27 protein-coding genes are annotated in these 24,612 nt (G+C 63.5%); 9 read left to right on the forward strand and 18 right to left on the reverse strand.

The window, feature by feature from the left end:
• Window positions 1–76: 76 nt before the first annotated feature.
• On the reverse strand, window positions 77–1,267 hold the full coding sequence (locus tag SFY93_RS00080; RefSeq protein ID WP_320445614.1) for a DUF2125 domain-containing protein: 1,191 nt from the start codon (window positions 1,265–1,267) through the stop codon (window positions 77–79).
• Window positions 1,268–1,394: 127 nt separating this feature from the next.
• Here SFY93_RS00080 and SFY93_RS00085 point away from each other — a divergent pair, with 127 nt between their 5' ends.
• Window positions 1,395–1,952, forward strand: coding sequence for a gamma-glutamylcyclotransferase (locus tag SFY93_RS00085; protein ID WP_089267609.1), 558 nt, complete (start codon window positions 1,395–1,397; stop codon window positions 1,950–1,952).
• A 7-nt stretch (window positions 1,953–1,959) separates the two neighbouring features.
• On the opposite strand, the gene SFY93_RS00090 is transcribed toward SFY93_RS00085, so the two are convergent.
• The 4 genes from SFY93_RS00090 to ftsE form a co-directional block, all read right to left on the reverse strand.
• Window positions 1,960–2,733 (reverse strand): lysophospholipid acyltransferase family protein, encoded by a 774-nt coding sequence (locus tag SFY93_RS00090; RefSeq protein WP_120287238.1) that lies wholly within the window; start codon window positions 2,731–2,733, stop codon window positions 1,960–1,962.
• A 26-nt stretch (window positions 2,734–2,759) separates the two neighbouring features.
• Complete coding sequence (locus SFY93_RS00095) at window positions 2,760–3,485, reverse strand: YdcF family protein (protein WP_093757394.1); 726 nt, start codon at window positions 3,483–3,485, stop codon at window positions 2,760–2,762.
• An 80-nt stretch (window positions 3,486–3,565) separates the two neighbouring features.
• Window positions 3,566–4,537 carry a cell division protein FtsX gene (locus tag SFY93_RS00100; protein ID WP_320445615.1) on the reverse strand — a complete coding sequence of 324 codons (972 nt, stop codon included), beginning with the start codon at window positions 4,535–4,537 and terminating at the stop codon, window positions 3,566–3,568.
• Window positions 4,530–5,189 (reverse strand): cell division ATP-binding protein FtsE, encoded by a 660-nt coding sequence (ftsE, locus tag SFY93_RS00105; RefSeq protein WP_068729180.1) that lies wholly within the window; start codon window positions 5,187–5,189, stop codon window positions 4,530–4,532. Before ftsE ends, SFY93_RS00100 begins: the two co-directional genes overlap by 8 nt.
• Window positions 5,190–5,317: 128 nt before the next feature.
• Here ftsE and SFY93_RS00110 point away from each other — a divergent pair, with 128 nt between their 5' ends.
• Window positions 5,318–6,181, forward strand: coding sequence for an MJ0042-type zinc finger domain-containing protein (locus SFY93_RS00110; protein ID WP_320445616.1), 864 nt, complete (start codon window positions 5,318–5,320; stop codon window positions 6,179–6,181).
• 15 nt (window positions 6,182–6,196) lie between these two features.
• Window positions 6,197–6,574 carry a response regulator gene (locus SFY93_RS00115; RefSeq protein WP_093757395.1) on the forward strand — a complete coding sequence of 126 codons (378 nt, stop codon included), beginning with the start codon at window positions 6,197–6,199 and terminating at the stop codon, window positions 6,572–6,574.
• Window positions 6,575–6,749: 175 nt separating this feature from the next.
• On the opposite strand, the gene SFY93_RS00120 is transcribed toward SFY93_RS00115, so the two are convergent.
• The 4 genes from SFY93_RS00120 to argH form a co-directional block, all read right to left on the reverse strand.
• On the reverse strand, window positions 6,750–9,371 hold the full coding sequence (locus SFY93_RS00120) for a TIGR02302 family protein (RefSeq protein WP_320445617.1): 2,622 nt from the start codon (window positions 9,369–9,371) through the stop codon (window positions 6,750–6,752).
• Between the two features lie 322 nt (window positions 9,372–9,693).
• On the reverse strand, window positions 9,694–10,959 hold the full coding sequence (gene lysA / locus SFY93_RS00125) for a diaminopimelate decarboxylase (protein ID WP_089267614.1): 1,266 nt from the start codon (window positions 10,957–10,959) through the stop codon (window positions 9,694–9,696).
• A gap of 6 nt (window positions 10,960–10,965) precedes the next feature.
• Window positions 10,966–11,250 (reverse strand): LPS translocon maturation chaperone LptM, encoded by a 285-nt coding sequence (lptM, locus tag SFY93_RS00130; RefSeq protein ID WP_175365989.1) that lies wholly within the window; start codon window positions 11,248–11,250, stop codon window positions 10,966–10,968.
• A gap of 92 nt (window positions 11,251–11,342) precedes the next feature.
• Window positions 11,343–12,740, reverse strand: coding sequence for an argininosuccinate lyase (gene argH / locus SFY93_RS00135; RefSeq protein WP_320447653.1), 1,398 nt, complete (start codon window positions 12,738–12,740; stop codon window positions 11,343–11,345).
• 141 nt (window positions 12,741–12,881) lie between these two features.
• Here argH and tlpA point away from each other — a divergent pair, with 141 nt between their 5' ends.
• The 3 genes from tlpA (at window position 12,882) to SFY93_RS00150 (ending at window position 14,464) form a co-directional block, all read left to right on the forward strand.
• Window positions 12,882–13,556: a thiol:disulfide interchange protein TlpA gene (gene tlpA, locus SFY93_RS00140; RefSeq protein ID WP_246297386.1), complete on the forward strand. Its 675-nt coding sequence runs from the start codon at window positions 12,882–12,884 to the stop codon at window positions 13,554–13,556.
• A gap of 151 nt (window positions 13,557–13,707) precedes the next feature.
• Window positions 13,708–14,067, forward strand: a complete 360-nt coding sequence (locus SFY93_RS00145) for a DUF1428 domain-containing protein (RefSeq protein WP_089267616.1) — start codon at window positions 13,708–13,710, stop codon at window positions 14,065–14,067.
• Between the two features lie 19 nt (window positions 14,068–14,086).
• A complete protein-coding gene (locus SFY93_RS00150) occupies window positions 14,087–14,464 on the forward strand; it encodes a VOC family protein (RefSeq protein WP_089267617.1) in 378 nt (125 codons plus the stop codon).
• Window positions 14,465–14,505: 41 nt separating this feature from the next.
• Here SFY93_RS00150 and SFY93_RS00155 read toward each other — a convergent pair whose 3' ends face one another.
• The gene (locus SFY93_RS00155; protein ID WP_309942803.1) at window positions 14,506–15,720 is read right to left on the reverse strand and encodes an MFS transporter; all 1,215 of its coding nucleotides are present in this window, start codon (window positions 15,718–15,720) and stop codon (window positions 14,506–14,508) included.
• A 68-nt stretch (window positions 15,721–15,788) separates the two neighbouring features.
• On the opposite strand from SFY93_RS00155, the gene SFY93_RS00160 reads away from it, so the two are divergent.
• A complete protein-coding gene (locus SFY93_RS00160) occupies window positions 15,789–16,778 on the forward strand; it encodes an AraC family transcriptional regulator (RefSeq protein WP_320445618.1) in 990 nt (329 codons plus the stop codon).
• Here SFY93_RS00160 and SFY93_RS00165 read toward each other — a convergent pair.
• On the reverse strand, window positions 16,775–16,969 hold the full coding sequence (locus SFY93_RS00165; protein WP_093757402.1) for a putative motility protein: 195 nt from the start codon (window positions 16,967–16,969) through the stop codon (window positions 16,775–16,777). The genes SFY93_RS00160 and SFY93_RS00165 overlap by 4 nt on opposite strands.
• 72 nt (window positions 16,970–17,041) lie before the next feature.
• A complete protein-coding gene (locus tag SFY93_RS00170; RefSeq protein ID WP_320445619.1) occupies window positions 17,042–17,893 on the reverse strand; it encodes a LysR family transcriptional regulator in 852 nt (283 codons plus the stop codon).
• 109 nt (window positions 17,894–18,002) lie between these two features.
• Here SFY93_RS00170 and SFY93_RS00175 point away from each other — a divergent pair, with 109 nt between their 5' ends.
• On the forward strand, window positions 18,003–18,386 hold the full coding sequence (locus SFY93_RS00175) for a tautomerase family protein (protein ID WP_231079059.1): 384 nt from the start codon (window positions 18,003–18,005) through the stop codon (window positions 18,384–18,386).
• A gap of 256 nt (window positions 18,387–18,642) precedes the next feature.
• Here the strand turns inward: SFY93_RS00175 and SFY93_RS00180 are convergent, their stop codons facing one another.
• The 5 genes from SFY93_RS00180 to SFY93_RS00200 all read right to left on the reverse strand — a co-directional run bounded on the left by SFY93_RS00180 (window position 18,643) and on the right by SFY93_RS00200 (window position 22,315).
• Window positions 18,643–19,524 (reverse strand): 3-hydroxybutyryl-CoA dehydrogenase, encoded by an 882-nt coding sequence (locus tag SFY93_RS00180; protein ID WP_089267834.1) that lies wholly within the window; start codon window positions 19,522–19,524, stop codon window positions 18,643–18,645.
• 167 nt (window positions 19,525–19,691) lie between these two features.
• On the reverse strand, window positions 19,692–20,627 hold the full coding sequence (locus tag SFY93_RS00185; RefSeq protein ID WP_089267623.1) for an electron transfer flavoprotein subunit alpha/FixB family protein: 936 nt from the start codon (window positions 20,625–20,627) through the stop codon (window positions 19,692–19,694).
• Window positions 20,627–21,376 carry an electron transfer flavoprotein subunit beta/FixA family protein gene (locus SFY93_RS00190; protein ID WP_093757405.1) on the reverse strand — a complete coding sequence of 250 codons (750 nt, stop codon included), beginning with the start codon at window positions 21,374–21,376 and terminating at the stop codon, window positions 20,627–20,629. The genes SFY93_RS00185 and SFY93_RS00190 overlap by 1 nt, the downstream gene beginning before the upstream one ends.
• 138 nt (window positions 21,377–21,514) lie before the next feature.
• On the reverse strand, window positions 21,515–22,087 hold the full coding sequence (locus tag SFY93_RS00195) for a cob(I)yrinic acid a,c-diamide adenosyltransferase (RefSeq protein ID WP_068729209.1): 573 nt from the start codon (window positions 22,085–22,087) through the stop codon (window positions 21,515–21,517).
• A gap of 33 nt (window positions 22,088–22,120) precedes the next feature.
• The gene (locus SFY93_RS00200) at window positions 22,121–22,315 is read right to left on the reverse strand and encodes a twin transmembrane helix small protein (RefSeq protein WP_068730376.1); all 195 of its coding nucleotides are present in this window, start codon (window positions 22,313–22,315) and stop codon (window positions 22,121–22,123) included.
• A 199-nt stretch (window positions 22,316–22,514) separates the two neighbouring features.
• On the opposite strand from SFY93_RS00200, the gene SFY93_RS00205 reads away from it, so the two are divergent.
• A complete protein-coding gene (locus SFY93_RS00205; RefSeq protein WP_210269064.1) occupies window positions 22,515–23,375 on the forward strand; it encodes a YihY/virulence factor BrkB family protein in 861 nt (286 codons plus the stop codon).
• Here the strand turns inward: SFY93_RS00205 and SFY93_RS00210 are convergent.
• Window positions 23,302–24,564 carry an ATP-binding protein gene (locus SFY93_RS00210; RefSeq protein WP_320445620.1) on the reverse strand — a complete coding sequence of 421 codons (1,263 nt, stop codon included), beginning with the start codon at window positions 24,562–24,564 and terminating at the stop codon, window positions 23,302–23,304. The genes SFY93_RS00205 and SFY93_RS00210 overlap by 74 nt on opposite strands.
• Between the last annotated feature and the right edge of the window lie 48 nt (window positions 24,565–24,612).

Genomic DNA, 24,612 nt, shown 5'->3' on the forward strand with positions numbered 1-24,612 from the left:
TTGCGGTTCGATCCACCCTCTCCCGCGGCGCGCAGCTACGCTGCGCTGGGGGAGAGGGGAAGCGAGAAACTGGCCCTTAAAACAACGGCGGGATCTGCGCCACGCGCAGCGGCCCGAGGAACACCGCGCCATCGACAAATTTCAGCGGGAACGACCGCGCCGCTTTGCCTTCCAAGACAGCCGCGGTCCCGATCGAATTGACGCCCGCGGCAAGGCCGCTGCCGGCATTCTTGCGCACGACATTGCCGAGACCGGGAATCGCGCGATCCAGCGCACCGAGGATGTTGTTGACGTCCTGCGATTTCACGCCGGGCGCAATGCGATCCAGCGCCTCCTGAGGCACACCCATCTCCAGCAACTTGTCGATCCCGAGGGCGGCGATAGCCTTGTCCAGCCCCGCCACGGTCATCTGCAATTCGCCGTCGAGATTGCCCGCGGCGGTCAGACCGAGCGAGCCCGTTGCCAGCGAGATGATCTCGCCCTGCTGGACGCGCGACTGCACGATCTCGACGCGTCCACCTGCAGCCTGAAGCTCGCGGAAACGCTGCGGCCAAGACTTGGGCGCGACATCCTTGAGTCCGCTGAGCAACGCGCGGATATCGGCGTCGAAGGGCGCGGCGAGGATCGGATGAACATCGGCAATGCTGCCGCTCCTGATCTGCAGGGCTGTCTCGATCACCGGCTTGTCCGGCTTCGAATTCGCTACCGTGCGGCCATGCAGTTCAACCTGTTTGGCACGTGCGGTCGGCGCCTGCACCGAGCCGGCGAAGCGGTCGAGCGACACGTCGTCGAACACGATGTCGGCGCTGTCAGGCGTACCCGGGAGACCGGTGATGCTGCTGCGCGCGGAGCCCCAATTCATCACCATTGCCGGCTGGCCGCGATCGGACAGGACAGCCGGCGCGGTGAATTCGGCGACCAGAAGCCGCGGCGTGTAAATCTGCGCAACCACGACGATCTCACCGAGCTTCGCGGTGATCGGCACCTGCGTCGCATTCTGGGTGGCCGTTTGCGAGGTCAGCGAAACGCTGACACCGCTGCAGCGGACTTCGAGCCGGAACGGGAAGCCGGAGACCGAACGGTTGGCGCAATCATAGACGCGGCCAGCCGCGGCCTCTCGGGCGCGCCAGATATCGACGTTTTCGTCGACCTTGGACGCGGCATAGAACCAGAAGCCGCTCCACGCCGCCGCAAGGACGACGATGATGACAGGCAGGATGAAAATCGGCCAGAGGCGGCGCTGGGTGGGCTGTGCATATTCGGACATGGCGGGACGTAGATCGCATGATTTTGTCAAATCGGCGATCCCTTTCATGGGGTTATCCTGTCGTCGCAGGGCCACATTGCAGGAAATCAAGATCGCCCGGGCCCAAGGTTTCTGCTAGGTCGGCAGGATGACCGCGAAAATCACCGCCGAGCCCGATTCCGACAGCGATCTCTGGGTGTTCGGCTATGGCTCGCTGATGTGGCGGCCGGGCTTCGAGTTCATCGAACAGGTCCCGGCCCGGCTGATCGGCGAACATCGGGCGCTCTGCGTCTATTCCTTTGATCACCGCGGCACGCCGGAAAAGCCCGGCCTCGTGCTCGGCCTGGACCGCGGCGGCGCCTGCCGCGGCATTGCCTTTCGCGTGGCGGCCAAGCTGCGCCATGACACCATCGCCTATCTCAGGGAGCGCGAGCAGACCACCCATGTCTATCGCGAGGTCATGCGCTCGGTCTGGCTGGATGACGTGGAGCGCACCCGCGTCAGCGCGCTGGCCTATGTGGTCGATCGCGGCCATGTGCAATATGCAGGGCGCCTGAGCCTCAGCGAGCAATTGCACTTCGTGCGGCAGGGCCACGGGCGTTCCGGGCTGAACCGCGATTACGTGCTGTCGACCGTGAAGGCCATCGAGGCCGAAGGTTTTCGCGACGCGCAGCTGCATCAGCTCGCGGCCATGCTGCACGAGTGATCAAGCGCTAGCTCTCTTTCACCGCCACATTCGGCACGCGCCCGAAGATCGTCGCCTGCTCCGCGCGCGCCTCCGCAACGATACGATCGGTGGCGGCTTCGATCGACGTGCTGATCGCCGCGATGAATTCCTTGCGGGGCAGGCCGGCCGGCAACGGATCGAGAAACTCCACCACCAGCGTGCCGGGATAGCGCAGGAAGGTGCGGCGCGGCCAGAACAGGCCGGAATTCAGCGCCACCGGCAGACACGGCGCGCCGGATTTGGCGTAGATCTGCGCGACACCCGGTTTGTAATCCGGTGGTGCCTCGACAGGCCGACGCGTGCCTTCGGGAAAGATAATGAGCTGACGGCCGAGCTGGATTTCCTCGGTGGCGCGCTTGGCCATATCGATGAGCGAACGCGCACCGCCATCGCGATCGACGCCGATCATCTTCGACTTCTTCAGGTACCAGCCAAAGAACGGAATCTGCCCGAGCTCGCGCTTGTAGATGAACAGCGGCCGGTCAAAGAACGGCATCAGCGCGAAGGTCTCCCACATCGATTGATGTTTCGAGGCGACCACCAGCGGCCCCGCCGGAATTTTCTCGAGACCGCGATAATCGACCCTGGTGTTGCAGACGATACGCATCAGCCAGATGCTGCTGGTCGCCCACGCTTTCGCGATCGCCATGAAGGCGCGCGGCGGCATCACGAAGGTTGGAATCGCCACCAGGATCCAGAACACCAGCAGCACATAGAACAGCACGTTGTAGATCAACGAACGCACGAATATCGAAGTCATAGTGTTCCGATCAGCTCAATTGCAGTTCAATTCGCAGACGCCGTGGCCGGCCGGCGCTGCGGCGCGTCGCTCTGCTGGTCGCTGCCGGAATCCGGCATCAGATCAATGCCGATATTCGCCAGCCGCACCCGCGCTTCGGCCGCGAGATATTTGACATATTCCGATAGCAGCAACCGCAGCGTCGGGCCACTGGTCCACCACGGCTCGTCACGCCATTTGTCGCCAATCACCGAGAACGGGATCAGCTCGATATCCGGCATCTCATGTGACATTTCGACGATCGCGCGCGGCATGTGATAATTCGAGGTCACCACGATCAGCGACTTGAAGCCGCGCTCATGGACCCAGCGTTTGGTCTCCACCGCGTTGCTGCGGGTGTTGACGGCGGAGCGATCGAGATCGACGCAGCAATCCAGCAGCCGCTGGCTGTCCGGCAGCGTGCGCGAGATATTGGCGGCGCCATTGGTCGGATGCACGCCGGAGATCAGCAACCGTTTGCCGAAACCGTTGGCGAGCAGTTCGAGCGCATCCGCGACGCGCGACGATCCGCCGGTCAGGACCACGATGCCGTCGGCATTGGCGGATGGCTTCAATTCGCCACTTCGGAGTTGCGCAAGAAACGCAACGAAGCCGATGGCGCCGACCATGAAAGACAGTGCAAACGCGACCACGAGTGCCGCACGGATGACGCGCCGCCGCGGTGGCGCGGCAACGGGCATCTCCGTGGTGTTCTGGTCGTCGAGCAAGGTCATCGGTCTGGCGTTTGGTCCTTTGGCAGCAATCTTAGGTATTTTTCGGCGCCTTGGCGATGCCATCGCCTGTGCCTGACGCGTTACTCGATGTCGTTCAGCGTCGAGAACAATGTGCGGCGCGACGCCCAGGCGGTAATTCCTGCTATCAACAGCGCCTGCCCTGCCACCGCGAGATAGCCTGACGACCGCAGCGAGAACGTCCCCAGCAATGCAGCGAACTGGTCGCCCACCGGCGTGCCGGAAAACCAGCTCGCGATCGACTCGGAAAACCCGAACATCAGCATCGCGGCACCGCCGCCAATGATACCGCCCTGCAGGCCAAGCCGCAGAAAGTGGCGGAAGAAGCGATTAGCGATATAGCGGTCGCCGGCGCCGACGAAATGCAGCACCTCGACGATCGGCCGGTTTGCCGCCATCGCGCCGCGCGTCGCAAAGGATACAGAGATAATGGTAGCGATAATAACGAGCGCAAGGATGCCAAGCCCGGCCAGCACCGTTGCCGATGTCATCGACCGCATCCGCTCGACCCAGGCGCGATGATCGTCAACGCTGGCCGAGGGCACAGCCTGCGTCACCCGCTTGCGCAAGCCAACGATATCGAGCGCCGTCCCCGGCGCGACACGTGCAATGATGACGCGCGGTACCGGCAGCTCGTCGAGCGACAGTCCCGTGCCGAGCCACGGCTCCAGCAACTGCGCCGATTGCTCCCTGCTATAGGGCTGCACCTCGACAATCCCCGGCTGCCCGCGAATGGCGTCGGTCACCGCCTGCGTATCGCGGTCGAGATCGCGGCCGCCCTGCGGCTTCACCTGGATGGTGATTTCGCTGGCGACTTCCGATTGCCACTCCGACGCCGAGGCGCTGATCAGCAGCACTGCGCCCGTGGTGATGGAGGCGAGGAACGTCATGATAGCGACGACGGCGACCAGCGCGCGGCCGGCGATCGAGCCGCGCGGCACGATCGGGGATGCATTGCGCGCCTTTGCCGGGACCTGCGGGCGATCGGTGCCGAGGTCCATCAGCGGGCCGTGTTCTTCGCCGATTCTACTCATAGATATGCAGCCGGCCTTGATGCAGCACCATGCGCCGCGCGTCGTATTGATCCATCAATGTAATATCGTGGGTCGCGATAATCACCGCGGTGCCGGACTTGTTGAGTTCGATGAACAGCCGCAGCAGACGCCGGCCCAGCGTCGGATCGACGTTACCCGTCGGCTCATCCGCCAGCAGCAGCATGGGCCGTGCGATCACCGCGCGCGCAATGGCAGCGCGCTGCTTCTCGCCGCCCGACAGGATCGGCGGCAGCGCATCCATGCGATCGCCGAGCCCGACCCATTTCAGGAGATCGATGACCTCGCGCCGATAGCTGGACTCCTCACGCCCCATCACCCGAAACGGCAGCGCGACATTCTCATACGTCGTCATGTGGTCGAGCAGGCGGAAATCCTGCAGCACGATACCGATGCGTTTGCGCAAGTCGGCGATCTCGTCCTTGCCGAGCAGCGAGATATCCTGGCCGAACAGATTGACCAGCCCGCGGGTCGGCCGCAGCGACAGGAACAGCAGGCGCAGCAGCGAGGTCTTGCCGGCGCCGGAGGGACCGGTCAGGAACTGGAACGAATGCGCAGGGATCTGGAAATTGAGGTCGCGCAGAATCTCCGGGCCAAGCCCGTAGCGCAAACCAACATTTTCGAACCGGACCACATTCAGCTCCGTTCGATGGGTTCAAAAAGCCTCAAAAAGACGGTCAATTGCTTGTGCGGCCGTTATGGTTTCCGATTCGTTAACGGTCGTCTTGTAGCCTGCCGGCCATGTCATCGGCTATCGGCTCCATGCATATCGTTTGCCCCAATTGCACGACGTCCTACGCCGTGAACCCGGCCACGTTCGGCGATGCCGGACGGACGGTGCGCTGCGCCCGCTGCAAGGAAGTCTGGCTGGCGCGGCCGGAGGACCTCTCCCGTGCCGAAGCCCGTGTTCCCGCCATGGCGGCGAAGGCCAGCGAGCCCGATCCGAACGAGGATATGAGCGCCTGGGGCGTGACCGAGGACGACGACGCCTCGGCGCCGAACGTTCCGGTGGTCGAAAGCCCGTCGATCTCGGCCGACTGGCCGGTCGATGCCAATAATCGTACCGAGGAGGCCGACTGGGCCACGCTGGCGCAGCACGACGCGGTGGCCGCGATGCGGGCCACCCCGCCGTCGCGCTTCGCGGCGCTCCGCCGTTTCGTGCCGTCGCTGCCACGCCTGTTCGTCATGCCGAGGCACAGTTTGCCGATCGCTACCGCGGCCATGGCGTCGCTGTTGCTCGCACTGGTGATCTGGCGCGTCGATCTGGTCAAGCTGATGCCGCAGACCGCGACCTTCTATCAGGCGGTCGGCCTCGACGTGAATGTGCGCGGCCTTGCCTTCAAGGACGTCAAGGTCACCACCGAGACCGTCGATGGCAAGTCGGTCTTGCTCATCGAGGGCCTGATCGTGTCAGAGACCCGCATCCCCACCGCATTGCCGCGCCTGCGTTTCGTGGTACGCGACGAGAAGGGGACTGAAATATATGGCTGGAACGCCGTGCTCGAGCAGCCCGGCCTCAATCCCGGCGACAAGACATGGTTTCGATCGCGGCTGGCCTCTCCGCCGGCCGAGGGCCGCAGTATCGATGTGCGCTTCTTCACCAAGCGCGACGTCGCCGGCGCGTAAGTCTGAGGAGTTGTCGTGGCGCGTATCCTGATTGCAGATGACGAAGAATCGATGCGGCTGCTGGTCGGCCGCGCCATCGCCATGGATGGCCATGAGATCGTCACGGCCGAAGACGGTGCCGAGGCGCTGGAGATCCTTACTGAGCAGGGCGGCGCATTCGACCTGCTGCTGACCGACATCAAGATGCCCATCATGGACGGCATCGCGCTGGCGCTCTCCGCTGCACGTGATTTCCCCGACCTCACGATCCTGCTGATGACCGGTTACGCCGACCAGCGCGAACGCGCGACCGGGCTGAATGCGATCGTGCACGATGTGGTGACGAAGCCGTTTTCGGTGGCGGATATCCGCACTGCGGTGGCGGACGCACTGGCAGTGAAGAACAAGGGATAGCTCCCGCGTCATTCCGGGGCGCGGGCGCATCTTTGCGCACGCGAACCCGGAATCCCGAAGTGTTCATCCCATCTCAAGATTCCGGGTTCGCTCCCCGCCGCCTTCGGCGTCGCGTTTCGCCCCGGAATGACGGGTGCGTAGCCGGGTAGACTGCACAGCGCCTAACGCGCGCTCCTCAATAATCCTTCAGCAGCCGCTCGATGTAATCCAGCTCAAGCTGCGGCCGGGTCGTATCCCCGAGGCGACGACGCAGCTCTTCCAGGATTCTCCGCACGCGCTGCACGTCGATCTCGCCGGGAATCTTCACCGTGAGATCGTCGCCGAGTTCGCGGCCACGCAGCGGACGCCCGAGCGGATCGCTTTGCCGGCCACCGCTCTGCTGGCGGCCGGGATTGTTGCCGGGGCCGTCGTTCTGGCCTTCGCCCTCGCCCTGCTGCATGGCCTGCGCGAGCTTCTGTGCACCCTTGCGAAGCGCATCGAGTGCCTTGCCCTGCGAACCCACAGCGCCATCGGCATTGCCCTCGCCAAGCTGGCCGCCGGCATCGCCCATGGCACTGTCGGCATCGCCAAGACCATCACCGTCGCCGTCACCATCGGCGTCCGCCTGATCGTCGCCGCCTTGACCTTGGCCCTGCCCTTGCTGGCCCTGCTGGCCTTTTTGCCCCTGCTGTCCTTTTTGGCCCTTCTGACCCTGACCCATGCCCTGCTTGGCGAGTTGATCCTGCAGCTGCTTGAGGCGGTCGCGCAGATTCTGCTGATCCTGCTGCAGATCGCCCATACCCTGCTCGCCCTGCTTGCCGCGGCGGCGCTCGTTGCGCTGATCCTGGCCCTGCTTGAAGGTCTTGTCGCGAAGCTGCTGCTGCTTGCGGATCATGTCCCCAAGCTCGTTCATCGCCTGATCCATCTCGCTGTCACCGGACTGGCCGGGCTGTGCCATCTGCAGGTTTTCCAGCATCTGCTGCATCTGTTCGAGCAGTTGCTTGGCGGCATCCTTGTCGCCGGAGCGCGACAGCCGCTCCATGCGCTCGATCATGTTGTTGAGGTCCTGCTGCCGCATCACCTTGGTGTTCTTGTCGAGCGGACGCGCCAGCTGCTGCGGATTCTGCTTCATCTGCTCGGCGAGCTGCTTCAGGAAATTGTCCAGCGCCGCACGCAGGTTCTCGGTGAGCTTCTTGATCTCCTCGTCGCTGGCGCCGCGCTCCAGCGCCTGCTTCAGCGCGTCCTGCGCCGCCTTCAGCGCCTTGTCGACATCGGTGATGTCGCCGTCCTCGATGGTGACGGCGAGCGCCCACAGGCTGGCGACGACTTCTTTCAGGGCCGCGTCGGTGCGGGCGCGTTCGATCTGGGTGGCAACACTGCGCAACCCGAGATACTGACCGGCTTCCGGCGTGAAAGCTTCCGGCGCGATCATCAGGGCCTGCAGCGCGAAGGAGACCTGGCCGCGCTGATTGGCGTCGAGTGCCAGGATACGGCGCTGTTCGATCAGCGCGCGTGGCAGCGGCTTGGTGAACAGCCGCTCCGGCAGGCGCATGTTGAACGGCTCGCTCTTGCCCTCGTTGCCAGCTTCATCCTTCGCGGTCAGCGTCAGCGTGACATCGGCGCCGGCATAGGGATCCTCGCTGAGATCCTTGACGGTCTGGCCGACACCGTTGCGCGTGCGCGCATTTGGCAGCACCAGCGCGAAGGACGGCGCATCGAACAGCGGCCGCGGCTTCGCGACTTCCTTGATGCCATCCTTGGTCTCGGCGGGACGCGCCGCGAATTGCGCATGGGCTTCGGTAACGCCGTAGTCGTCCTCGATCTTGTAGGACATCTGCAGCGAACCGCGGGCCTGACGCTCGGGGTCCTTGGCGAGCGCGATGGTCGGCGGACGATCACCCGTTGCCGTGAACTTCCAAAGCGGCTGGCCGGACGGCGCACGGACATGTGCTGTCCCGTCAGACATGATGGTGAAATGCTTTTCGTTGGTGCCCTTCGGGGCTTCCGCCGACGGCGCCACGTCAGCGACACCGCCGGTGAGAACGACATCAAGCGCACCACCGCTGGAGCGCACGATCAGCGTCGAGCCCGACGGCACCGGCAATGCAGCGGCATCGGCCGTGGACGCATCCTTATTGGCGGCAGACAGGATGATCGGCGGCTTGCCGGTGTAAGGCGGCGGCGTGATCCAGGCGTCGACGCGCACATTCGCCGGCGCCAGCACGCCGTTCCAGTCGAACGCCGCCATGATGCGCGCGCCGCGTTCACCGCTGGCGGCAAACCAGGTGGCGAACAGCAGCACGACCACGATGGCACGCAGCGCCCAGGGGTCATGGATCGCGAGGCGCGGCGACGGTAGGCCAGCGCGGATTTTCTTGAGCGAGGCCAGCGTACGCTCGCGCTGAACCAGCCACAGCGCCCGGGCCATCGGGTCCTGCGACGACAGCGTGTCGGTCAGCGCCGTTGCGGGGCGATGTGCAATGCCGGTGCCGCGATCGAGGCGCGACAAGCCCTCTTCACGCGACGGCCAGCGAAACTTCAGGAGAGGAACGAGCGTCGCCAGCGCAGCGATGACGAACAACGCAAGACCGATTGCACGCGCAGTGAAGGGAAGCGTCAGCCACAGACCGGCCCAAGACGCCACCAGAAACAACCCGACGACGCTGAGCAGCCGGGCCAGATGCGGCCAGCCCCGCTCCCAGGCAATCGCCACCCGGGCGCGCTGCAGCGCCTGCGCCAGCTGAAGCTGCGCCGCCGCCTGACGATCGGCATTTGGATCGTGTGGGGGTTGTGGTCGGTCGGGGGGCGCAGCGTTCAACGACGATCTCCGATGTTACCGCACGACACACTAGCACGGCGGCGGCAATGAGGCATGGCACGAGGGCCATCCGTGCACATGCAAAGCCTGAGCCTAAGTCGATTCGGGGCGATTGGGGTCACGAAGGCGTGAGGCAGGAGCACACCGATGGTAGTGGCATCCCTCCCCCAAGCGAAGCGCAGTGGGGAGGGTCGGCCGATAGGCCGGGGTGGGTGCCTCCGCAGGCGCAGAGCGTGAGGATATACCCCACCCGTCTCGACCGCCGTGCGGTCGATCCACCCTCCCCGCTGCGCGGCTACGCCGCTTGGGGGAGGGACAAGAGTCACAGCCAGGGCGCGGCCTTGTCCATGGCGATCAGCTGCTCGACCTCGATCCGCGGGCGGACCACCGCATACTGATCGTCCTTCACCAGCACTTCCGGGACCAGCGCGCGGGTGTTGTAGGTCCCGGCCTGCACGGCGCCATAGGCGCCGGCGGTCATGATCGCGAGCAAATCGCCGGACTTCAGCTCCGGCAGCTTGCGGTCCAGCGCCAGATAATCGCCGGTCTCGCAGACCGGGCCGACCACATCGACGGCCGCGAGCTTCGCACCGGGTGCGGGCGCCGCTACCGGCAGGATCTCGTGATAGGCCTCGTACAGAGTCGGCCGGATCAGATCGTTCATGGCTGCATCGATGATGACGAAGGTCTTGCCGTCGCCATGCTTCACATGGATCACGCGCGCAACGAGAATGCCGGCATTGCCGACGATCATCCGGCCGGGCTCGAACATCAGCGTGCAGCCGAGATTATGCGTCACGCGCTTGACCATGGCCGCGTAGGCCATCGGCTCCGGCGGCGCGGCGCGGTCCTCGTAGTAGGGAATGCCGAGACCGCCGCCGAAATCGACATGCGAAATCGTGTGGCCGTCGTTGCGCAGCACGGTGACGAAATCGGCCAGGATGCGAAATGCCTGCTCCATCGGGGCGAGATCGGTGATCTGGCTGCCGATATGCATATCGACGCCGGTGACCTCAATGCCCGGTAGTTTCGCGGCGCGGGCATAGACTTCGCGTGCCTTGCTGATGGGAATGCCGAACTTGTTTTCGGACTTGCCGGTGGAGATCTTGGCATGCGTGCCGGAATCGACATCGGGATTCACGCGGATCGAGATCCGCGCTGTACGGCCGGTCTCGCTGGCGATCTCCGACAGCAATGCGAGCTCGGGTTCCGACTCGATATTGAGGCAGAGAATGTCTTCATCGAGCGCCAGCCGCAGTTCATCCGCCGTCTTGCCGACGCCGGAAAACACGATCTTCTTCGGCGGAATGCCGGCGGCGAGCGCGCGCTTCAATTCACCACCGGAGACCACGTCAGCGCCCGCGCCGAGCTTGGCCAGCGTGCGCAGCACCGACTGGTTGGAATTCGCCTTCATGGCGTAGCAGACGAGGGCCTTGGTATCGGCAAAGGCCTCGGTAAAGACGCGGTAGTGCCGCTCCAGCGTGGCGGTCGAATAGCAATAGAATGGCGTGCCGACGGCGTCCGCCATTTCGGCAATATCAACGCCTTCGGCGTGCAGCACGCCGTTGCGATAGTCGAAATGGCGCATGGCGAGTTAGTCCAGGATCGGATCGAGCAGGAACGGCTTCTTGCGACCACGGGTCGCTGCCGGCGGGCCCTCATCGACACCGTTCGAGGGCGCGAACACGTCCCTGCCCTTATTGGCAGCCGACTGTGCATCGGGATCCGCCGCCGGTGCGCCGGTGCCCATCGGCTGTGCGGACGCCTGTGGCGGCAGATCGAGGCCGCCTTTACGGCCGCAGCCAGCCAGCGCCAAAGCAGAAACGGTCAGAACGAGAATGGCCCATCGCGCGGACGCAGGGCGGGTCGGACGAGTCACAGCTAAATCCCCAAATGCGGGCGCACCATACAAAGATTGCCGCGCTCTGGCGAGACCCCGAAATCCATTGAATTTTCGCACGCCAAGCCCGATCAGCCCAATTTCCGCTCTTTTTCCAGTCGCTTGAGCCAGGCCTTCGCCTGCGACGTCACATTCTTCGGCGCCGTGCCGCCATAGCTGACCCGGCTCTTCACCGACGATTCCACCGACAGCACCTTCATCACTTCTGCCGTGATCTTCGGTTCCACCGCCTGCATTTCCTTCAGGTCGAGCTCGTGCAACGCCACGCCCTTCTTGGTGGCGACGCCGACGATCCGGCCGGTGACGTGATGCGCCTCGCGGAACGGCATTTTCAGCGTCCGTACCAGCCAGTCCGCCAGATCGGTGGCGGTGGCATAGCCCTCGCCGGCAGCAAGCTTCATGCGCTCCTCATTGGGCACGAGATCGCGGACCATGCCGGCAATCGCGCGGATCGCCAGCGATAGCGCCGAATAGGCTTCCATCGCGCCCGCTTTGTCCTCCTGCATGTCCTTCTGATAGGCCAGCGGCAGGCCCTTCATGACAATCAACAATCCGGTGAGCGAGCCGATCACGCGGCCGGTCTTGGCGCGGACCAGTTCGGCCGCATCCGGATTGCGCTTCTGCGGCATGATCGAGGAGCCGGTGGTGAACTTGTCCGAAAGCCTGACGAGACCGACCAGCGGCGAGGTCCAGATCACGATCTCCTCGGCGAAGCGCGACAGATGCACGGCGGCGATGGAGGCCGCCGACAGTGTCTCCAGCACAAAGTCGCGATCCGACACCGCATCGAGCGAATTCGCCATCGGGCGATCGAAGCCCAGCGCCTTGGCTGTGGCATGGCGATCGATCGGGAATGAGGTACCGGCCAGCGCAGCGGCGCCGAGCGGGCTTTCATTGAGGCGCTTGCGCGCATCGGCGAAGCGGCCGCGATCCCGCGACACCATTTCCACATAGGCCAGCAGATGATGGCCGAAAGTCACCGGCTGCGCGGTTTGCAGATGGGTGAATCCGGGCATCACCGTGTCGGCATGTTCCAGCGCGCGATCGACGAGTGCCCGCTGCAGCGACGCGAAGGCCGCATCGATCTCGTCGATGGTATCGCGCACGAACAGGCGGAAATCGGTCGCAACCTGGTCGTTGCGCGAACGCGCGGTATGCAGGCGGCCGGAGGCCGGCCCGATCAGCTCGCCAAGTCGGCTCTCCACATTCATGTGAATGTCTTCGAGCGCCCGCTTGAATGTGAACGCCCCCTTGGTGATCTCTGACAGGATCGTGTCTAGACCGCCTGCGATATTTTTCGCATCTTTCGCGGTGATAATCCCTTGCCTGGCAAGCATCGCAGCATGGGCCTTGGACGCGGTAATGTCCTGGGCATAGAGGTGGCGATCGACGTCGATGGAGACATTGATTTCCTCCATGATGGCGTCGGGGCTTTCATCGAACAGCCCGCCCCACATCTTGTTGCTCACATTGGAGCCCTTACCGTCATTGCTGGACTTGCCGTTGCCCTTGCGCGAAGCCATGAATTGTCACTCATCTTTAACCGCAGCCGACGGATCGTCCGTCGCCAACCGTTGCATAGCCCTAACTGAGACCGAATGACAAACCCTATGCCCGACCAGCCTGCCCCCCGTCCGGCCAAACGCCGCCTGATCGTGCTCGGCGCGGTGCTCGTGGGCGCCGTGATCGGCTTTGCCGCGGTATCCAATATGGATCGGCTGCGGCAGCAGGCTGCGCCGGGCGATCCGACCTGCGCGCCGGCCATCGCACTGTCGAAGAAGATCGAGCCGCTGGCGCGCGGCGAAGTCGCCGGCCTGACCATGGCCAGGACGCCGCTGAAACTGCCGGACCTCGCTTTCAGGGATGCCGACGGCCAGGAAAAGAAGCTGTCCGACTGGCGCGGCCGGACGGTGCTGGTGAACCTGTGGGCCACCTGGTGCGTGCCCTGCCGCAAGGAAATGCCGGCGCTGAACAACCTCGAGACCAAGCTCGGCGGCCCGGATTTCCAGGTCGTTGCGATCAATATCGACACCCGCGACGCCGAGAAGCCGAAGGCCTTTCTGAAAGACGGCGGCCTCAACCGGCTGGATTATTTCACCGACACCTCAGCCAAGGTGTTCCAGGACCTCAAGGGCATCGGCCGTGCACTGGGTATGCCGACCTCGGTGCTGATCGATGGCAAGGGCTGCGAGATCGCGACCATCGCCGGCCCCGCCGAATGGGACAGTGAAGATGCCATCAAGCTGCTGAAAGCGGCGGTGAAGCCCGCCGCGGCCAGTTTCTGAAGACCACGGCACAGACAACTGCGACATACGGCCGCCTGCGCGGATCGCAAAATTCTCCAGAATGCTGTCGGATGAACGCAATTGCGTTCGTCTTGAAAACAACCGGGCCACGCGCCCGGCGCCGACGCATGACAGCAGGGAGAAACGACCAATGGCCTATATCGACGGATTCCTCGTTCCGGTGCCGAAGAAGAAGCTGAAAGCCTATGCCGCCATCGCGCGCAAGGCCGGCAAAATCTGGCGCGAATACGGCGCACTCGACTATCAGGAATGTGTCGCCGATGACGTCAGCGTCGGCAAATGGACATCGTTCCCGCGCAGCGTGAAACTGAAACCCGACGAGACCGTTGTGTTTTCCTATATCATCTACAAGACGCGCAAAGATCGCGACCGCATCAACGCCAAAGTGATGAAGGATCCGCGCCTCGCCAAGATGATGGATCCGAAGGCGATGCCGTTCGATGCCAAGCGCATGATCTATGGTGGCTTCAAGACGCTGGTTTCAGTCTGACGCAACAACGGAGGACGCCATGACGCCGCACGGTCATTTCAACTGGAATGAATTCGTGACGCGCGATCCCGAGCGCGCGAAAGCCTTCTATCAGGAGACCATCGGCTGGACCTATCAGGCCAAGAAGCTGGCGGGCGGCGGCATCTACTGGATCGCAATGATGGACAATGTGCCGGTCGGCGGCATCTTCCACGCGGAAGGCCCGGGCTACGAGAATGTACCCGATGGCTGGATGCCGTATCTCGCGGTCGACGATGTCGATGCGCGTGTGAAGAAAGCCGTCGCGGCCGGCGCGACGCTGATGCGGCCGGTATTCGACATTCCCGATGTCGGCCGGCTCGCAATCCTGCTGCAGCCCGGCGGTGCCGGGATCGGCTGGATCACACCGGTCGCGTAAGAGAAGCCGGGAGGCAGTAGGCTGCTGCCTCCCTTCGCGCTTCATGCCGGCACTTCGCCGCCGCTGCGCGACAGCAACACGAGCAGCGCGCCCGCCAGTGTCGCCGCTGCGAGATAACCAACGGCACCGAACGGGCCGAAACCGTCGACCAGAATGCCGCCAACGACTGCGCCAACCGTGATCGCGACCTGGAAAGCCGAGACGAGCAGGCCGCCCGCAGATTCGGCTTCGTCTGATGCGACCCGCACCATCCATGTCTGGAAGCCAACCGGCAGCACACCGAAGGCAAAACCCCAGAGGCCAACTGCGATGCCCGCGACAAGGCCCGAAGCGCCAAAGACAAACAGCACCAGCGCGAGCACGGCGATCGCCGCAGATCCCGTGACGATCGCAAGTTTCGCACTGCGGGCGACAAGCACCCCGCCCGCGAAATTGCCGAAGAAACCGCCAACGCCATAAGCCAGCAGGACGAGCGAGATCGCCGTGACCGGAAGCTGCGGCACTTGTTCGAGGAAATGCCGGACGTAAGTGAATCCGGCGAAGTGGCCCGAGATGCTGACGGCGATTGCGATCATCACAAGCCGGACACTGGGCCGACGCATCAGTACGAACAGCGTGCGCACATCCGGTGATGTGAGCGGCGGCAAGCGCGGCAGCGTCAGCACCTGAAAGACGAGCACGACGGCGCCGACAGCGGCAGCCAGCAAGAACACGTTCCGCCAGCCCCACAGATCTCCAAGATATGCACCGATGGGCGCAGCGCTGACGGTGGCGATCGAAACGCCACTGAAAATCAGCGAGATCGCGCGCGGCAGCGCCTCCGCCGGAACAAGCCGCATCGCGGTGGCCGTTGCCATTGCCCAAAAACCGCTGAGGCTGATGCCGAGCAGCACGCGGGCAAGCAACAGGATTGGAAGATTGCTCGCGGTAGCCGACAGCAGATTGGACACGATCAGCAGCACCGTGAGCGACCACAGGACGACGCGGCGATCCATGGCGCGTGTCACAATGGCCGTCGCAAGTCCGGCGATGATCCCGACAAGGGAGGTCGCCGTCACCACCTGCCCGGCAGCGCCGACCGAGACACCGAGATCGGTAGCGATCGGCGTGAGCAGGCTGGCCGGCAGGAATTCAGCAGTGACCTGGCTGAAGGCGCCAAGCATCAAGGAGACAACAGCCGCCCAGGCCGCGTCCGTCCGCTCAGTGGTTACGGGAGAAACATCGGCATCAAGTGCAGCAGTGGCGGAATCAGTCATGGCAGTCTCCAGCAGGGACCCCGGAGATGGAGGTGACCTCCTGGAGTTTCCATGCTAGAAAACCCTCAATGCTTGATCATTCGTCCACAACTGTCGCCACTCACCCCCTGACTGAAATGCTCCGGGGCTTGAAGATTGAGGGCGTCGATTACGTCCGCTGCCGCATGACCGAGCCATGGGGGCTGGTATTCCCGGCACGGCCGAAGGCGCAATTCCACTTCGTCGCCGAACGCGGCTGCTGGCTGCGAACTGTGGATAACGCGTGGGTCCGCCTTGAACCAGGCGATGCCGTCTTGCTGCCGCGCGGCGCGGAACATGCGTTGGCGAGCTCGCCCGATGCCTTCCCGGCACCGGTCGAGAATTGCCAGTTCGAACCGGTGTGCTGCGGCATCCTCGACACCTGCAGCGGCGGCAACAGCAATGGCGAAGAAACCGTGCTGTTCGGCGCCGGCATGACCTTCAACCTCGATAGCCAGCATCCGTTACTGCTGATGATGCCTGAGCTGATGCAGATGCACGAACTTGCCACCGACGAGCCCGCCATCCCGCATCTGCTCGAGGCCATGACGTCCGAACTGGCGCTGGATCGCGTCGGTGCCGGCGGCATGCTGACGCGGCTGGCCGATGTCGTCGCCGCTGCACTGATCCGCAACTGGGTGGAGAAGGGCTGCGGCTCTGCCGGTTGGGTCGCAGCAGCGCGCGATCCCGGTATCGGGCGGGTTCTCGCCGCGATCCATCGCGACCCGACCAGGGATTGGACCGTCGAGGCGCTGGCGAACGTCATGCATGCATCACGCTCGGCATTTGCGTTGCGCTTCGCCAATGTCGTCGGCCAAACACCGGCCCGTTACGTCGCGCAATTGCGGATGCAGGAAGCAAAGCAGTGGCTCACTCGCGACCGCCTGAAGATCGCGGTCGTCGCACGCCGGCTTGGCTATGAATCGGAAGCAGCGTTCAGCCGTGCCTTCAAGCGCATCATTGGCGCGCCGCCCAGCCATTTTCGCGCGACACTGACTGCTGCCTCTAGCGGCGAGCGGCCAGCTTCGACAGCGCCTTAGGCGGCGATATCGACGTTGCCGCCGACGCCCGCGCCGAGATTGGCCTGCGATGCCTGCTGTGCGCCACCGAGCAGCGTGAGCACAGTGTTCTTTTCCATGTCGGCATTCGACTTCATGATCGAGGTCGAAATCTGCTGCTGCGTTCCCGCTGCCTTCATGGCAAGCGCGCTGGCAACCAAAGCCATATCCATCAGAAACACTCCGTAACGTCGTAGCGCCGGTATAGCGGTGCGGGGTTAACGAATGTTGACCTGGTGCAACAATCAGCCGGCATTCGCCCGAAATGCCGCACCCAGCGTGCGCAGCGCGCCGCGCGCCCGCGCATCGGTGAGGCTGGAATGCAGCATCGTCTCGGCATCCTGCAATTTCGGCAGACCGAGGCGCGGGCCGAGATCGATGCTGCCGGCGGGAGCAACACGGCGGACCAGCGCACCAACAGCGAGACCGGCGGAGATCGCCGCGCCGATGGTCGCAACGCCGCCGCCAACGAAGGCTTCGGTCCACGGAATGCCAGCCCCATCGAGCGCCACAATCGCCGCCGAACGGACCGTACATGGCGCGGACTGCGCCGCGAGTCGCAGCGGCTCACCGGGCGCGTGCCGAAAATCCAGTGTGCCCATCCAGCCAAATGGTTCTTCCATCAAGACCTCGCCGTCACCACGTCGCCTGTCGACCCGCAACACGATCGCCGCGTCGAGATCGCCAGCGTCATAGGCCGACAGCAGGACACGTGATGACTCGATCCGCAATTCGATCACCAGGGACGGATCGGTCGCGCTCATGCGTTTCAATACGTCGGCAAGATCGGCGCCGACGAGATGATGGCTGATCCCCACCACGAGACGCCGCCGCTCCGCAGCGAATGAGCCAATGGCCGACTGATGCGCCGCGACGAGATTTCGCGCGGAGGCCAGAAAAGCCGCCCCCTCCGCCGACAGGCGCACCAGCCGCGGCGTTCGCTCCAGCAGGCGCTTGCCAAGCCCGCTTTCCAGCCGCTTGATCTTCAGGCTGATCGCCGACTGCGTGCTTCCCATCGCCTCGGCGGCGCGGGTGAAGCTGGTGAGATCGGCCACCAGCACGAAGGCCTGCACGGCCTCGATATCGAGCGCTTTCATCGGCCAATCATTTCAATATGACATCATTGAAATATTATTTCATACGATTTTCCAATGATCAATATGGGATTAGGTTTGCTGCATCGGATTTGAACGACAGGAGACCACCATGCCGCTGGTTCGCATTTCACTGAAGAAGGGCAAGCCCGCCGCCTATCGGGAGGCGATCGCCGAAGGCGTCTACCAGGCGCTGCGCGAGACCTTCAACGTCCCGGAGGGCGACCGTTTCGTCACCATCTCGGAGCACGAGGATGGCACTTTCATCTATGATCCGAATTATCTCGGCATTCGCCGGACCGATGACCTCGTCATCATCCAGTTGACGGTGAGCAACACCCGTCCGCGTGAGCAGAAGCAGGCGCTCTACAAACGGATCGTCGAGAAGTTGACTGACAGACCGGGCCTGCGGCCCGAAGACGTCTTCATCAACCTCGTCGAGGTGCTGCCGGAGAACTGGTCGTTCGGCAATGGCGTGGCGCAGTACGTGACATGATTACGCAGCGCGAGACATTGATGGCGCATCTGTGCGGAGTCGGGATGGGCATGGCGATGATCGTCGGGATGGTACCGGCGACGGTGAGCTTGATGCGGGCTCTCATCTAACCAGGCACTCCGTCATGCCCGCGCGAGGCGCGGCTTCGCTAGATGTCGCGGGCATCCACGTCTTATTTTGCTGGCCACAAAAACGTGGATGGCCGGGACAAGCCCGGCCATGACGAAATCTTACTATAACGGACAGCGCGCGAAGCTTAGCGCGTCGGGATCGGCTTCTCGCCGCGATAGTCATAGAAACCGCGCTGGGTCTTGCGACCGAGCCAGCCGGCTTCGACATATTTCACCAGCAGCGGGCACGGCCGATACTTGGAGTCGGCGAGGCCTTCATGCAGCACTTGCATGATCGACAGGCACGTATCGAGGCCGATGAAGTCGGCGAGTTCGAGGGGGCCCATCGGGTGATGCGCACCGAGCTTCATCGCAGCATCGATGGCTTCGACATTGCCGACACCTTCATACAGCGTGTAGATCGCCTCGTTGATCATCGGCAACAGAATGCGGTTGACGATGAAGGCCGGGAAATCTTCCGAGACGGCGATCTGCTTGCCGAGCCTCGTGACGAAGTCCTTGGACGCATCGAAGGTCGCGTCATCGGTGGCAATGCCGCGGATCAGTTCGACCAGCTCCATCAACGGCACCGGATTCATGAAGTGAATGCCGATGAACTTTTCGGGACGGTCGGTCGACGCGGCGAGGCGCGTGATCGAGATCGACGATGTGTTGGAGGCGATGATTGCCTCCGGCTTCAGCACGGCGCAGAGATCGTGGAAGATCTTGCGCTTGATCTCTTCCTTCTCGACGGCGGATTCGATCACGAGATCGCAATCGGCAAGGCCGTCCATCGTGTCCGACGAGGTGATGCGATCCAGCGCGGCCTTGCGTGCATCCTCGGTGATGACCTTCTTCGACACCTGACGCGACAGGTTGCCGTTGATCGTCGCCATGGCGGACTTCAGGCGGTCGGCAGAGACATCGTTCAGCACAACTTCGAGGCCGCCCAATGCAGCCACATGCGCAATGCCATTGCCCATCTGGCCTGAGCCGATCACGCCGACTTTCTTGATCATAACCGCCATCTTGCTTGTCATCTCTGGGAACACGCCGCCCGCGCTTGCCGCGTTCGGAGAGCTATCTTTACATAAAATATCGGCCGGAGTCAGTCACTCCGGCCGATGTCGTTAATTGAGGCGCAAAGCCCTAATTCAGCAAGGCCTTATTTGCCAAATCCTTGCCTGGCGGGCCTCTACTTGCCGAGTGCTTCGGTCAGCTCCGGCACGGCCTGGTAGAGGTCGGCGACCAGGCCGTAATCGGCGACCTGGAAGATCGGCGCGTCTTCGTCCTTGTTGATCGCGACGATCACCTTGGAGTCCTTCATGCCGGCGAGATGCTGGATCGCGCCGGAAATGCCGATGGCGATATACAGCTCCGGAGCCACGACCTTGCCGGTCTGGCCGACCTGCCAGTCGTTCGGGGCATAACCGGCATCCACCGCGGCGCGCGAGGCGCCGACACCGGCGCCGAGCTTGTCGGCGAGCGGCTCGATGTATTTGGCAAAGTTCTCGCGGCTCTGCATGGCACGGCCACCGGACACGATGATCTTCGCCGAGGTCAGTTCCGGACGATCGCTCTTGGCCATGTCCTCGCCGACGAAGGTCGACAAACCCGGATTCTCGGCCGTCTTGGCGTCTTCCACCGCCGCGCTGCCGCCTTCACCGGCTGCACCGAAGGTCGAGGTACGCACCGTAATGACCTTCTTGGCGTCCTTGGACTTTACGGTCTGGATCGCGTTACCGGCATAGATCGGACGCTCATAGGTGTCGGGCGCAATCACCTTGGTGATTTCCGACACCTGCATCACGTCGAGCAGGGCGGCGACGCGCGGCATCACGTTCTTCGAGCGCGTGGTCGCAGCGGCGATCAGCACGTCATAGGCAGGGGCCAGCGACACGATCAGCGCGGCCAGCGGCTCGGCGAGGTCGTGGGCATAGGACGCGTCGTCGGCGAGCAGTACCTTGGTGACGCCCTGCAGCTTGGCGGCAGCTTCCGCGGCCGGCTTCGCATTCTGGCCGGCAACGAGGATGTGCACCTCGCCGCCGATCTGGGTGGCAGCGGTGAGCGCCTTGTTGGTGGAATCCTTCAGGGTGGCGTTGTCGTGATCGGCAAGCAGCAATGTCGGCATTAGAGCACCCCGGCTTCAGTCTTGAGTTTCGATACCAGTTCGGCGACGTCCTTGACCTTGACGCCGGCCTTGCGGCCGCCCGGTTCGCTGGTCTTGATGATCTCGAGACGCGGAGAGATATCGACGCCGTAACCATCGGCGGTCTTCTCGTCGATCGGCTTCTTCTTCGCCTTCATGATGTTCGGCAGCGATGCGTAGCGCGGCTCGTTCAGACGAAGATCGGTGGTAACGATCGCCGGTCCCTTGAGCTTGACGGTTTGCAGACCGCCATCGACTTCACGGGTCACGGTGACGTCGTCGCCCTCGATGACGAGCTTGTTGGCGAAGGTCGCCTGCGGCCAGCCAAGCAGCGCAGCCAGCATCTGGCCGGTCTGGTTGGCGTCGTCGTCGATCGCCTGTTTGCCGAGGATCACCAGGCCGGGCTTTTCCTCATCGGCGACAGCCTTGAGGATCTTCGCCACGGCGAGCGGCTCGACGGTGCCGTCAACCTTGACGAGGATGCCACGGTCCGCGCCCATCGCGAGGCCGGTGCGGAGGGTTTCGGACGCCTGTGCGGGGCCGATCGACACCACCACCACTTCGGTTGCCTTGCCGGCCTCTTTCAGGCGCAGGGCTTCCTCGACAGCGATTTCGTCGAACGGATTCATCGACATCTTGACGTTGGACAGTTCGACGCCCGATCCGTCGCTCTTGACGCGAACCTTGACGTTGTAATCGACCACCCGTTTGACCGCGACCAGAACCTTCATCGATCCTCTTTCGTGTGAGTTTTATTGTTTCAGAGCTTGCTCGGAAGCTTGGGCGCGGAACCTAAAGCCCCTGCCACACGGGGTCAACGCGCCAGACCCTAAAATCGAATGTCTCTAGGCCAGCCGATTTAGCCGAAATTACCGGTTCTGGCCGGGCACCCAGAGCACATCGCCCGCACCATTGTCGTTCTGCGAGCGGCTGGCGACGAACAGGAAGTCCGACAGCCGGTTCATATACTGGATACCAGCATCCGAGACCGGCTCATCGGGCTGAGCGGCGAGTTCCACCATGATCCGTTCCGCACGACGGCAGATCGTCCGGGCTACATGGAGGTGAGCGGCCGCCGGTGTTCCGCCAGGCAAAACAAACGAGGTCAGATCGGCCAGCGGCGCGTTGAGCATGTCAATATCGTTCTCCAACCGCTCGACCTGACTCGCCAGCAGGCGCAGCCGTTCGGCCTTGCCCTCGCGCTGCGGAACCGCGAGATCAGCCCCGAGATCGAACAGATCGTTCTGGATCAGCCCGAGCATCGCATCCAAGGACCGCGCATGGGCGAGATGCAGCCGCACCACGCCGATCGCCGCATTGGTCTCATCCACGGTTCCATAGGCGCTGACGCGGAGATCATATTTCGGCCGACGCTCGCCGGTGCCGAGAGCTGTCGTGCCGTCATCGCCGGTGCGGGTGTAGATGCGGTTGAGAACGACCATCGAATTGATCCAGAGCCAGTTAAGGAATTTGCGTCAGCGGCCCATCGCCCAGACGGTGGCCATAGTGAGGATAATGGCGACGAATTGTAGCACCACGCGCCACCGCATCAGCTTCTGCGAGCGATCCGGCGAGCCGCCGCGCATCATGTTGAACAGGCCGAGCAGCAGGACCAGCGCAACGGCGCCGACCGCGATGGGGAGGATAATGTTGCTGAGCGTTGATGTCATATCGGCTACATAACACTGCGTCACAGGCTGCGCTATCGTCAGTCGTCAAAATGGCGCGGCGGTCACGCGCGCGCCGCAATGCAACGATCTGGCTTTTTCGCGTTAGATATCAGAAGCTAACATGAGGGCCGGTGATTTGCCGGGCCGATCCCGAACCAGGTGGCACGTGGGGCAGATACGCACCGTCTACGATGTTGTGATGGACGCCTTCTATACGTTTCTTGCCGATGACGGCTGGGCGATCGCCAGCCATATCGCCCTCTCCACCCTGATGGCGCTGTTTCCGTTCCTGATCGTGCTGGCCTCGCTGGCCGGCTTTTTCGGCTCCAAGAATCTCGCCGATCAGGCCGTCGGCCTGCTGCTGGAGGTCTGGCCCGATCAGGTGGCCGGCGCCCTGTCCTCGCAGATCCACGACGTGCTGACCACCACCCGCGGCGACGCGCTCACCATCGGTCTCGTGCTCGCAGTGTATTTCGCCTCCAACGGCGTCGAGAGCCTGCGCGTTGCCCTGAACCGCGCATACTCGGTGATCGAGCTGCGGCGCTGGTACTGGCTGCGGCTGGAGTCGATCGGCTACACGCTGGTCGCTGCCGTCACCGCGCTCGCCATGGCGTTCCTGATCGTGCTCGGCCCGCTGATGCTGGAAATCGTGAGGCGCTATGTCCCGCTGATGGTCGAGAACAACGAGCGGCTGCTGACGGTGGCGCGTTACGGCATCACCATCGTCGCGATGGTGATCGCATTGTTCATCCTCCATGTGTGGCTGCCGGCAGGCCGCCGCACCTTCAGCCAGATCCTGCCGGGCATCATCTTCACGATGCTGGCGTCGCTGGCCTCGGGTATCGGCTTCGGCCTCTATCTCGCGCGCTTCGCCAACAATTACGTGACGATGTATGCCGGCCTGGCATCGGTGATTATCGCGCTGGTGTTTCTGTACTTTATTGCGGCGATCTTCGTGTTCGGCGGCGAACTGAATGCCGCCATCATCAAGTCGCGGCTGCCCCACGGCGTCTCGCTTCAAGCAGCGCAGTCGCTAGCGCCCGCGGAGACACCGGTTTGATCAGAAACGCGTCGGCGCCCGCCTGACGCGATGCGGCTTCATCTTCACTGCGACCGGACACCCCAATGATCGCGACGCGGCCATGCGGCGCCTTCAGCGCACGGATCTGCCGGATCGCCTCGACGCCGTCGATACCCGGCAGCACCATGTCCATGAGCACCGCATCGAACGTGCCCTGCGCGACGCGCTCCGCCGCTGCTTCGCCACGACCGATGAACTCGGCCTGATGGCCGAGTTCAGTGAGAATGGCATTGAGCACGACGCGACCAAACGGATTGTCCTCAACGCTCAAGACCCGCAGCGTTTCTCCCGGCGCAAAAGCAGCATCATCGGCGCTCGACATGATGGCGATCGGACCGCTCGTCTTGTCGAGGCCGACCGTCAGCGTGAACACTGTCCCACCACCGCGGCTCTGCGCCACAGTGATGTCGCCACCCATCGCGCGCGCGAGTTGCTTCACCGACGACAGGCCGAGGCCGGCACCGCCAAAACGCGATGCGATCGACACATTGGCCTGCGAGAACGGTTTGAACAGCCGCTTGATCTCGGCGAGCGTGAGCCCGATGCCGCTATCGGAGACGGTGAAGGATACGCCGACCTTGCCGGCCATACGCACGGGCGAGACCTTCAGCGCCACATTGCCCTGTTCGGTAAATTTCACCGCATTGTCGATCAGATTTTCCAGCGCCGCGCGCAGCCGCACGGGATCGCCGACCACGAACACCGGCAGTCTGTCGGAGATCGCGACCCGCGACAGCAGCCCCTTGGCAGCCGCGCGACCCGCGAGCGAGTCGCCGATGTTGCGGGCAAGCGCGCGCAGATCGAAGAAATCCTGCCGCAGTTCGAATCTGGATTTGCTGCTGCGCGCCGCATCGACGAACAATGTCGCGAGACCCGCCAGATGTTCGGCGCCAGCCTTGATCGTCTCGACCCAGCGTCGCTCACGTTCATCGAGATCGGAGGTGGCCAGCAGATCACTGACCGCAAGAATGCCGGTCAGCGGCGTGCGCACCTCATGGGCGAACACCGCCAGCGCGGTTTCCACCATCGCATCGGCACGCGGGGACCTGCGCTTGGCGCGTGGCTTCGATGCAGGCTTCTTCGCCGCACGCTTCTTGGCCACGCGTTTTTTCAGCGTTTGCTTGGTGCGCGTCCGCATCTTGCGCGGAGAGCGCGATGTCAGCGCCATATGATGCCCACCTGTCCCGGCGGCACCATGCCACGGCGGGGCGCGCGG

The sequence above is a fragment of the Tardiphaga sp. 42S5 genome (assembly GCF_034044155.1).
GTDB lineage: Bacteria > Pseudomonadota > Alphaproteobacteria > Rhizobiales > Xanthobacteraceae > Tardiphaga > Tardiphaga robiniae.

What these genes read in the sequence shown, in the direction of transcription:
- SFY93_RS00080 (WP_320445614.1), bottom strand. Translation starts at nt 1,267, where the DNA reads ATGTCCGAATATGCACAGCCCACCCAGCGCCGCCTCTGGCCGATTTTC.
- SFY93_RS00085 (WP_089267609.1), top strand. Translation starts at nt 1,395, where the DNA reads ATGACCGCGAAAATCACCGCCGAGCCCGATTCCGACAGCGATCTCTGG.
- SFY93_RS00090 (WP_120287238.1), bottom strand. Translation starts at nt 2,733, where the DNA reads ATGACTTCGATATTCGTGCGTTCGTTGATCTACAACGTGCTGTTCTAT.
- SFY93_RS00095 (WP_093757394.1), bottom strand. Translation starts at nt 3,485, where the DNA reads ATGACCTTGCTCGACGACCAGAACACCACGGAGATGCCCGTTGCCGCG.
- SFY93_RS00100 (WP_320445615.1), bottom strand. Translation starts at nt 4,537, where the DNA reads ATGAGTAGAATCGGCGAAGAACACGGCCCGCTGATGGACCTCGGCACC.
- SFY93_RS00110 (WP_320445616.1), top strand. Translation starts at nt 5,318, where the DNA reads ATGCATATCGTTTGCCCCAATTGCACGACGTCCTACGCCGTGAACCCG.
- lysA (WP_089267614.1), bottom strand. Translation starts at nt 10,959, where the DNA reads ATGCGCCATTTCGACTATCGCAACGGCGTGCTGCACGCCGAAGGCGTT.
- tlpA (WP_246297386.1), top strand. Translation starts at nt 12,882, where the DNA reads ATGCCCGACCAGCCTGCCCCCCGTCCGGCCAAACGCCGCCTGATCGTG.
- SFY93_RS00145 (WP_089267616.1), top strand. Translation starts at nt 13,708, where the DNA reads ATGGCCTATATCGACGGATTCCTCGTTCCGGTGCCGAAGAAGAAGCTG.
- SFY93_RS00150 (WP_089267617.1), top strand. Translation starts at nt 14,087, where the DNA reads ATGACGCCGCACGGTCATTTCAACTGGAATGAATTCGTGACGCGCGAT.
- SFY93_RS00155 (WP_309942803.1), bottom strand. Translation starts at nt 15,720, where the DNA reads ATGACTGATTCCGCCACTGCTGCACTTGATGCCGATGTTTCTCCCGTA.
- SFY93_RS00160 (WP_320445618.1), top strand. Translation starts at nt 15,789, where the DNA reads ATGCTTGATCATTCGTCCACAACTGTCGCCACTCACCCCCTGACTGAA.
- SFY93_RS00165 (WP_093757402.1), bottom strand. Translation starts at nt 16,969, where the DNA reads ATGGATATGGCTTTGGTTGCCAGCGCGCTTGCCATGAAGGCAGCGGGA.
- SFY93_RS00170 (WP_320445619.1), bottom strand. Translation starts at nt 17,893, where the DNA reads ATGAAAGCGCTCGATATCGAGGCCGTGCAGGCCTTCGTGCTGGTGGCC.
- SFY93_RS00175 (WP_231079059.1), top strand. Translation starts at nt 18,003, where the DNA reads ATGCCGCTGGTTCGCATTTCACTGAAGAAGGGCAAGCCCGCCGCCTAT.
- SFY93_RS00180 (WP_089267834.1), bottom strand. Translation starts at nt 19,524, where the DNA reads ATGGCGGTTATGATCAAGAAAGTCGGCGTGATCGGCTCAGGCCAGATG.
- SFY93_RS00185 (WP_089267623.1), bottom strand. Translation starts at nt 20,627, where the DNA reads ATGCCGACATTGCTGCTTGCCGATCACGACAACGCCACCCTGAAGGAT.
- SFY93_RS00190 (WP_093757405.1), bottom strand. Translation starts at nt 21,376, where the DNA reads ATGAAGGTTCTGGTCGCGGTCAAACGGGTGGTCGATTACAACGTCAAG.
- SFY93_RS00195 (WP_068729209.1), bottom strand. Translation starts at nt 22,087, where the DNA reads ATGGTCGTTCTCAACCGCATCTACACCCGCACCGGCGATGACGGCACG.
- SFY93_RS00200 (WP_068730376.1), bottom strand. Translation starts at nt 22,315, where the DNA reads ATGACATCAACGCTCAGCAACATTATCCTCCCCATCGCGGTCGGCGCC.
- SFY93_RS00205 (WP_210269064.1), top strand. Translation starts at nt 22,515, where the DNA reads ATGGACGCCTTCTATACGTTTCTTGCCGATGACGGCTGGGCGATCGCC.
- SFY93_RS00210 (WP_320445620.1), bottom strand. Translation starts at nt 24,564, where the DNA reads ATGGCGCTGACATCGCGCTCTCCGCGCAAGATGCGGACGCGCACCAAG.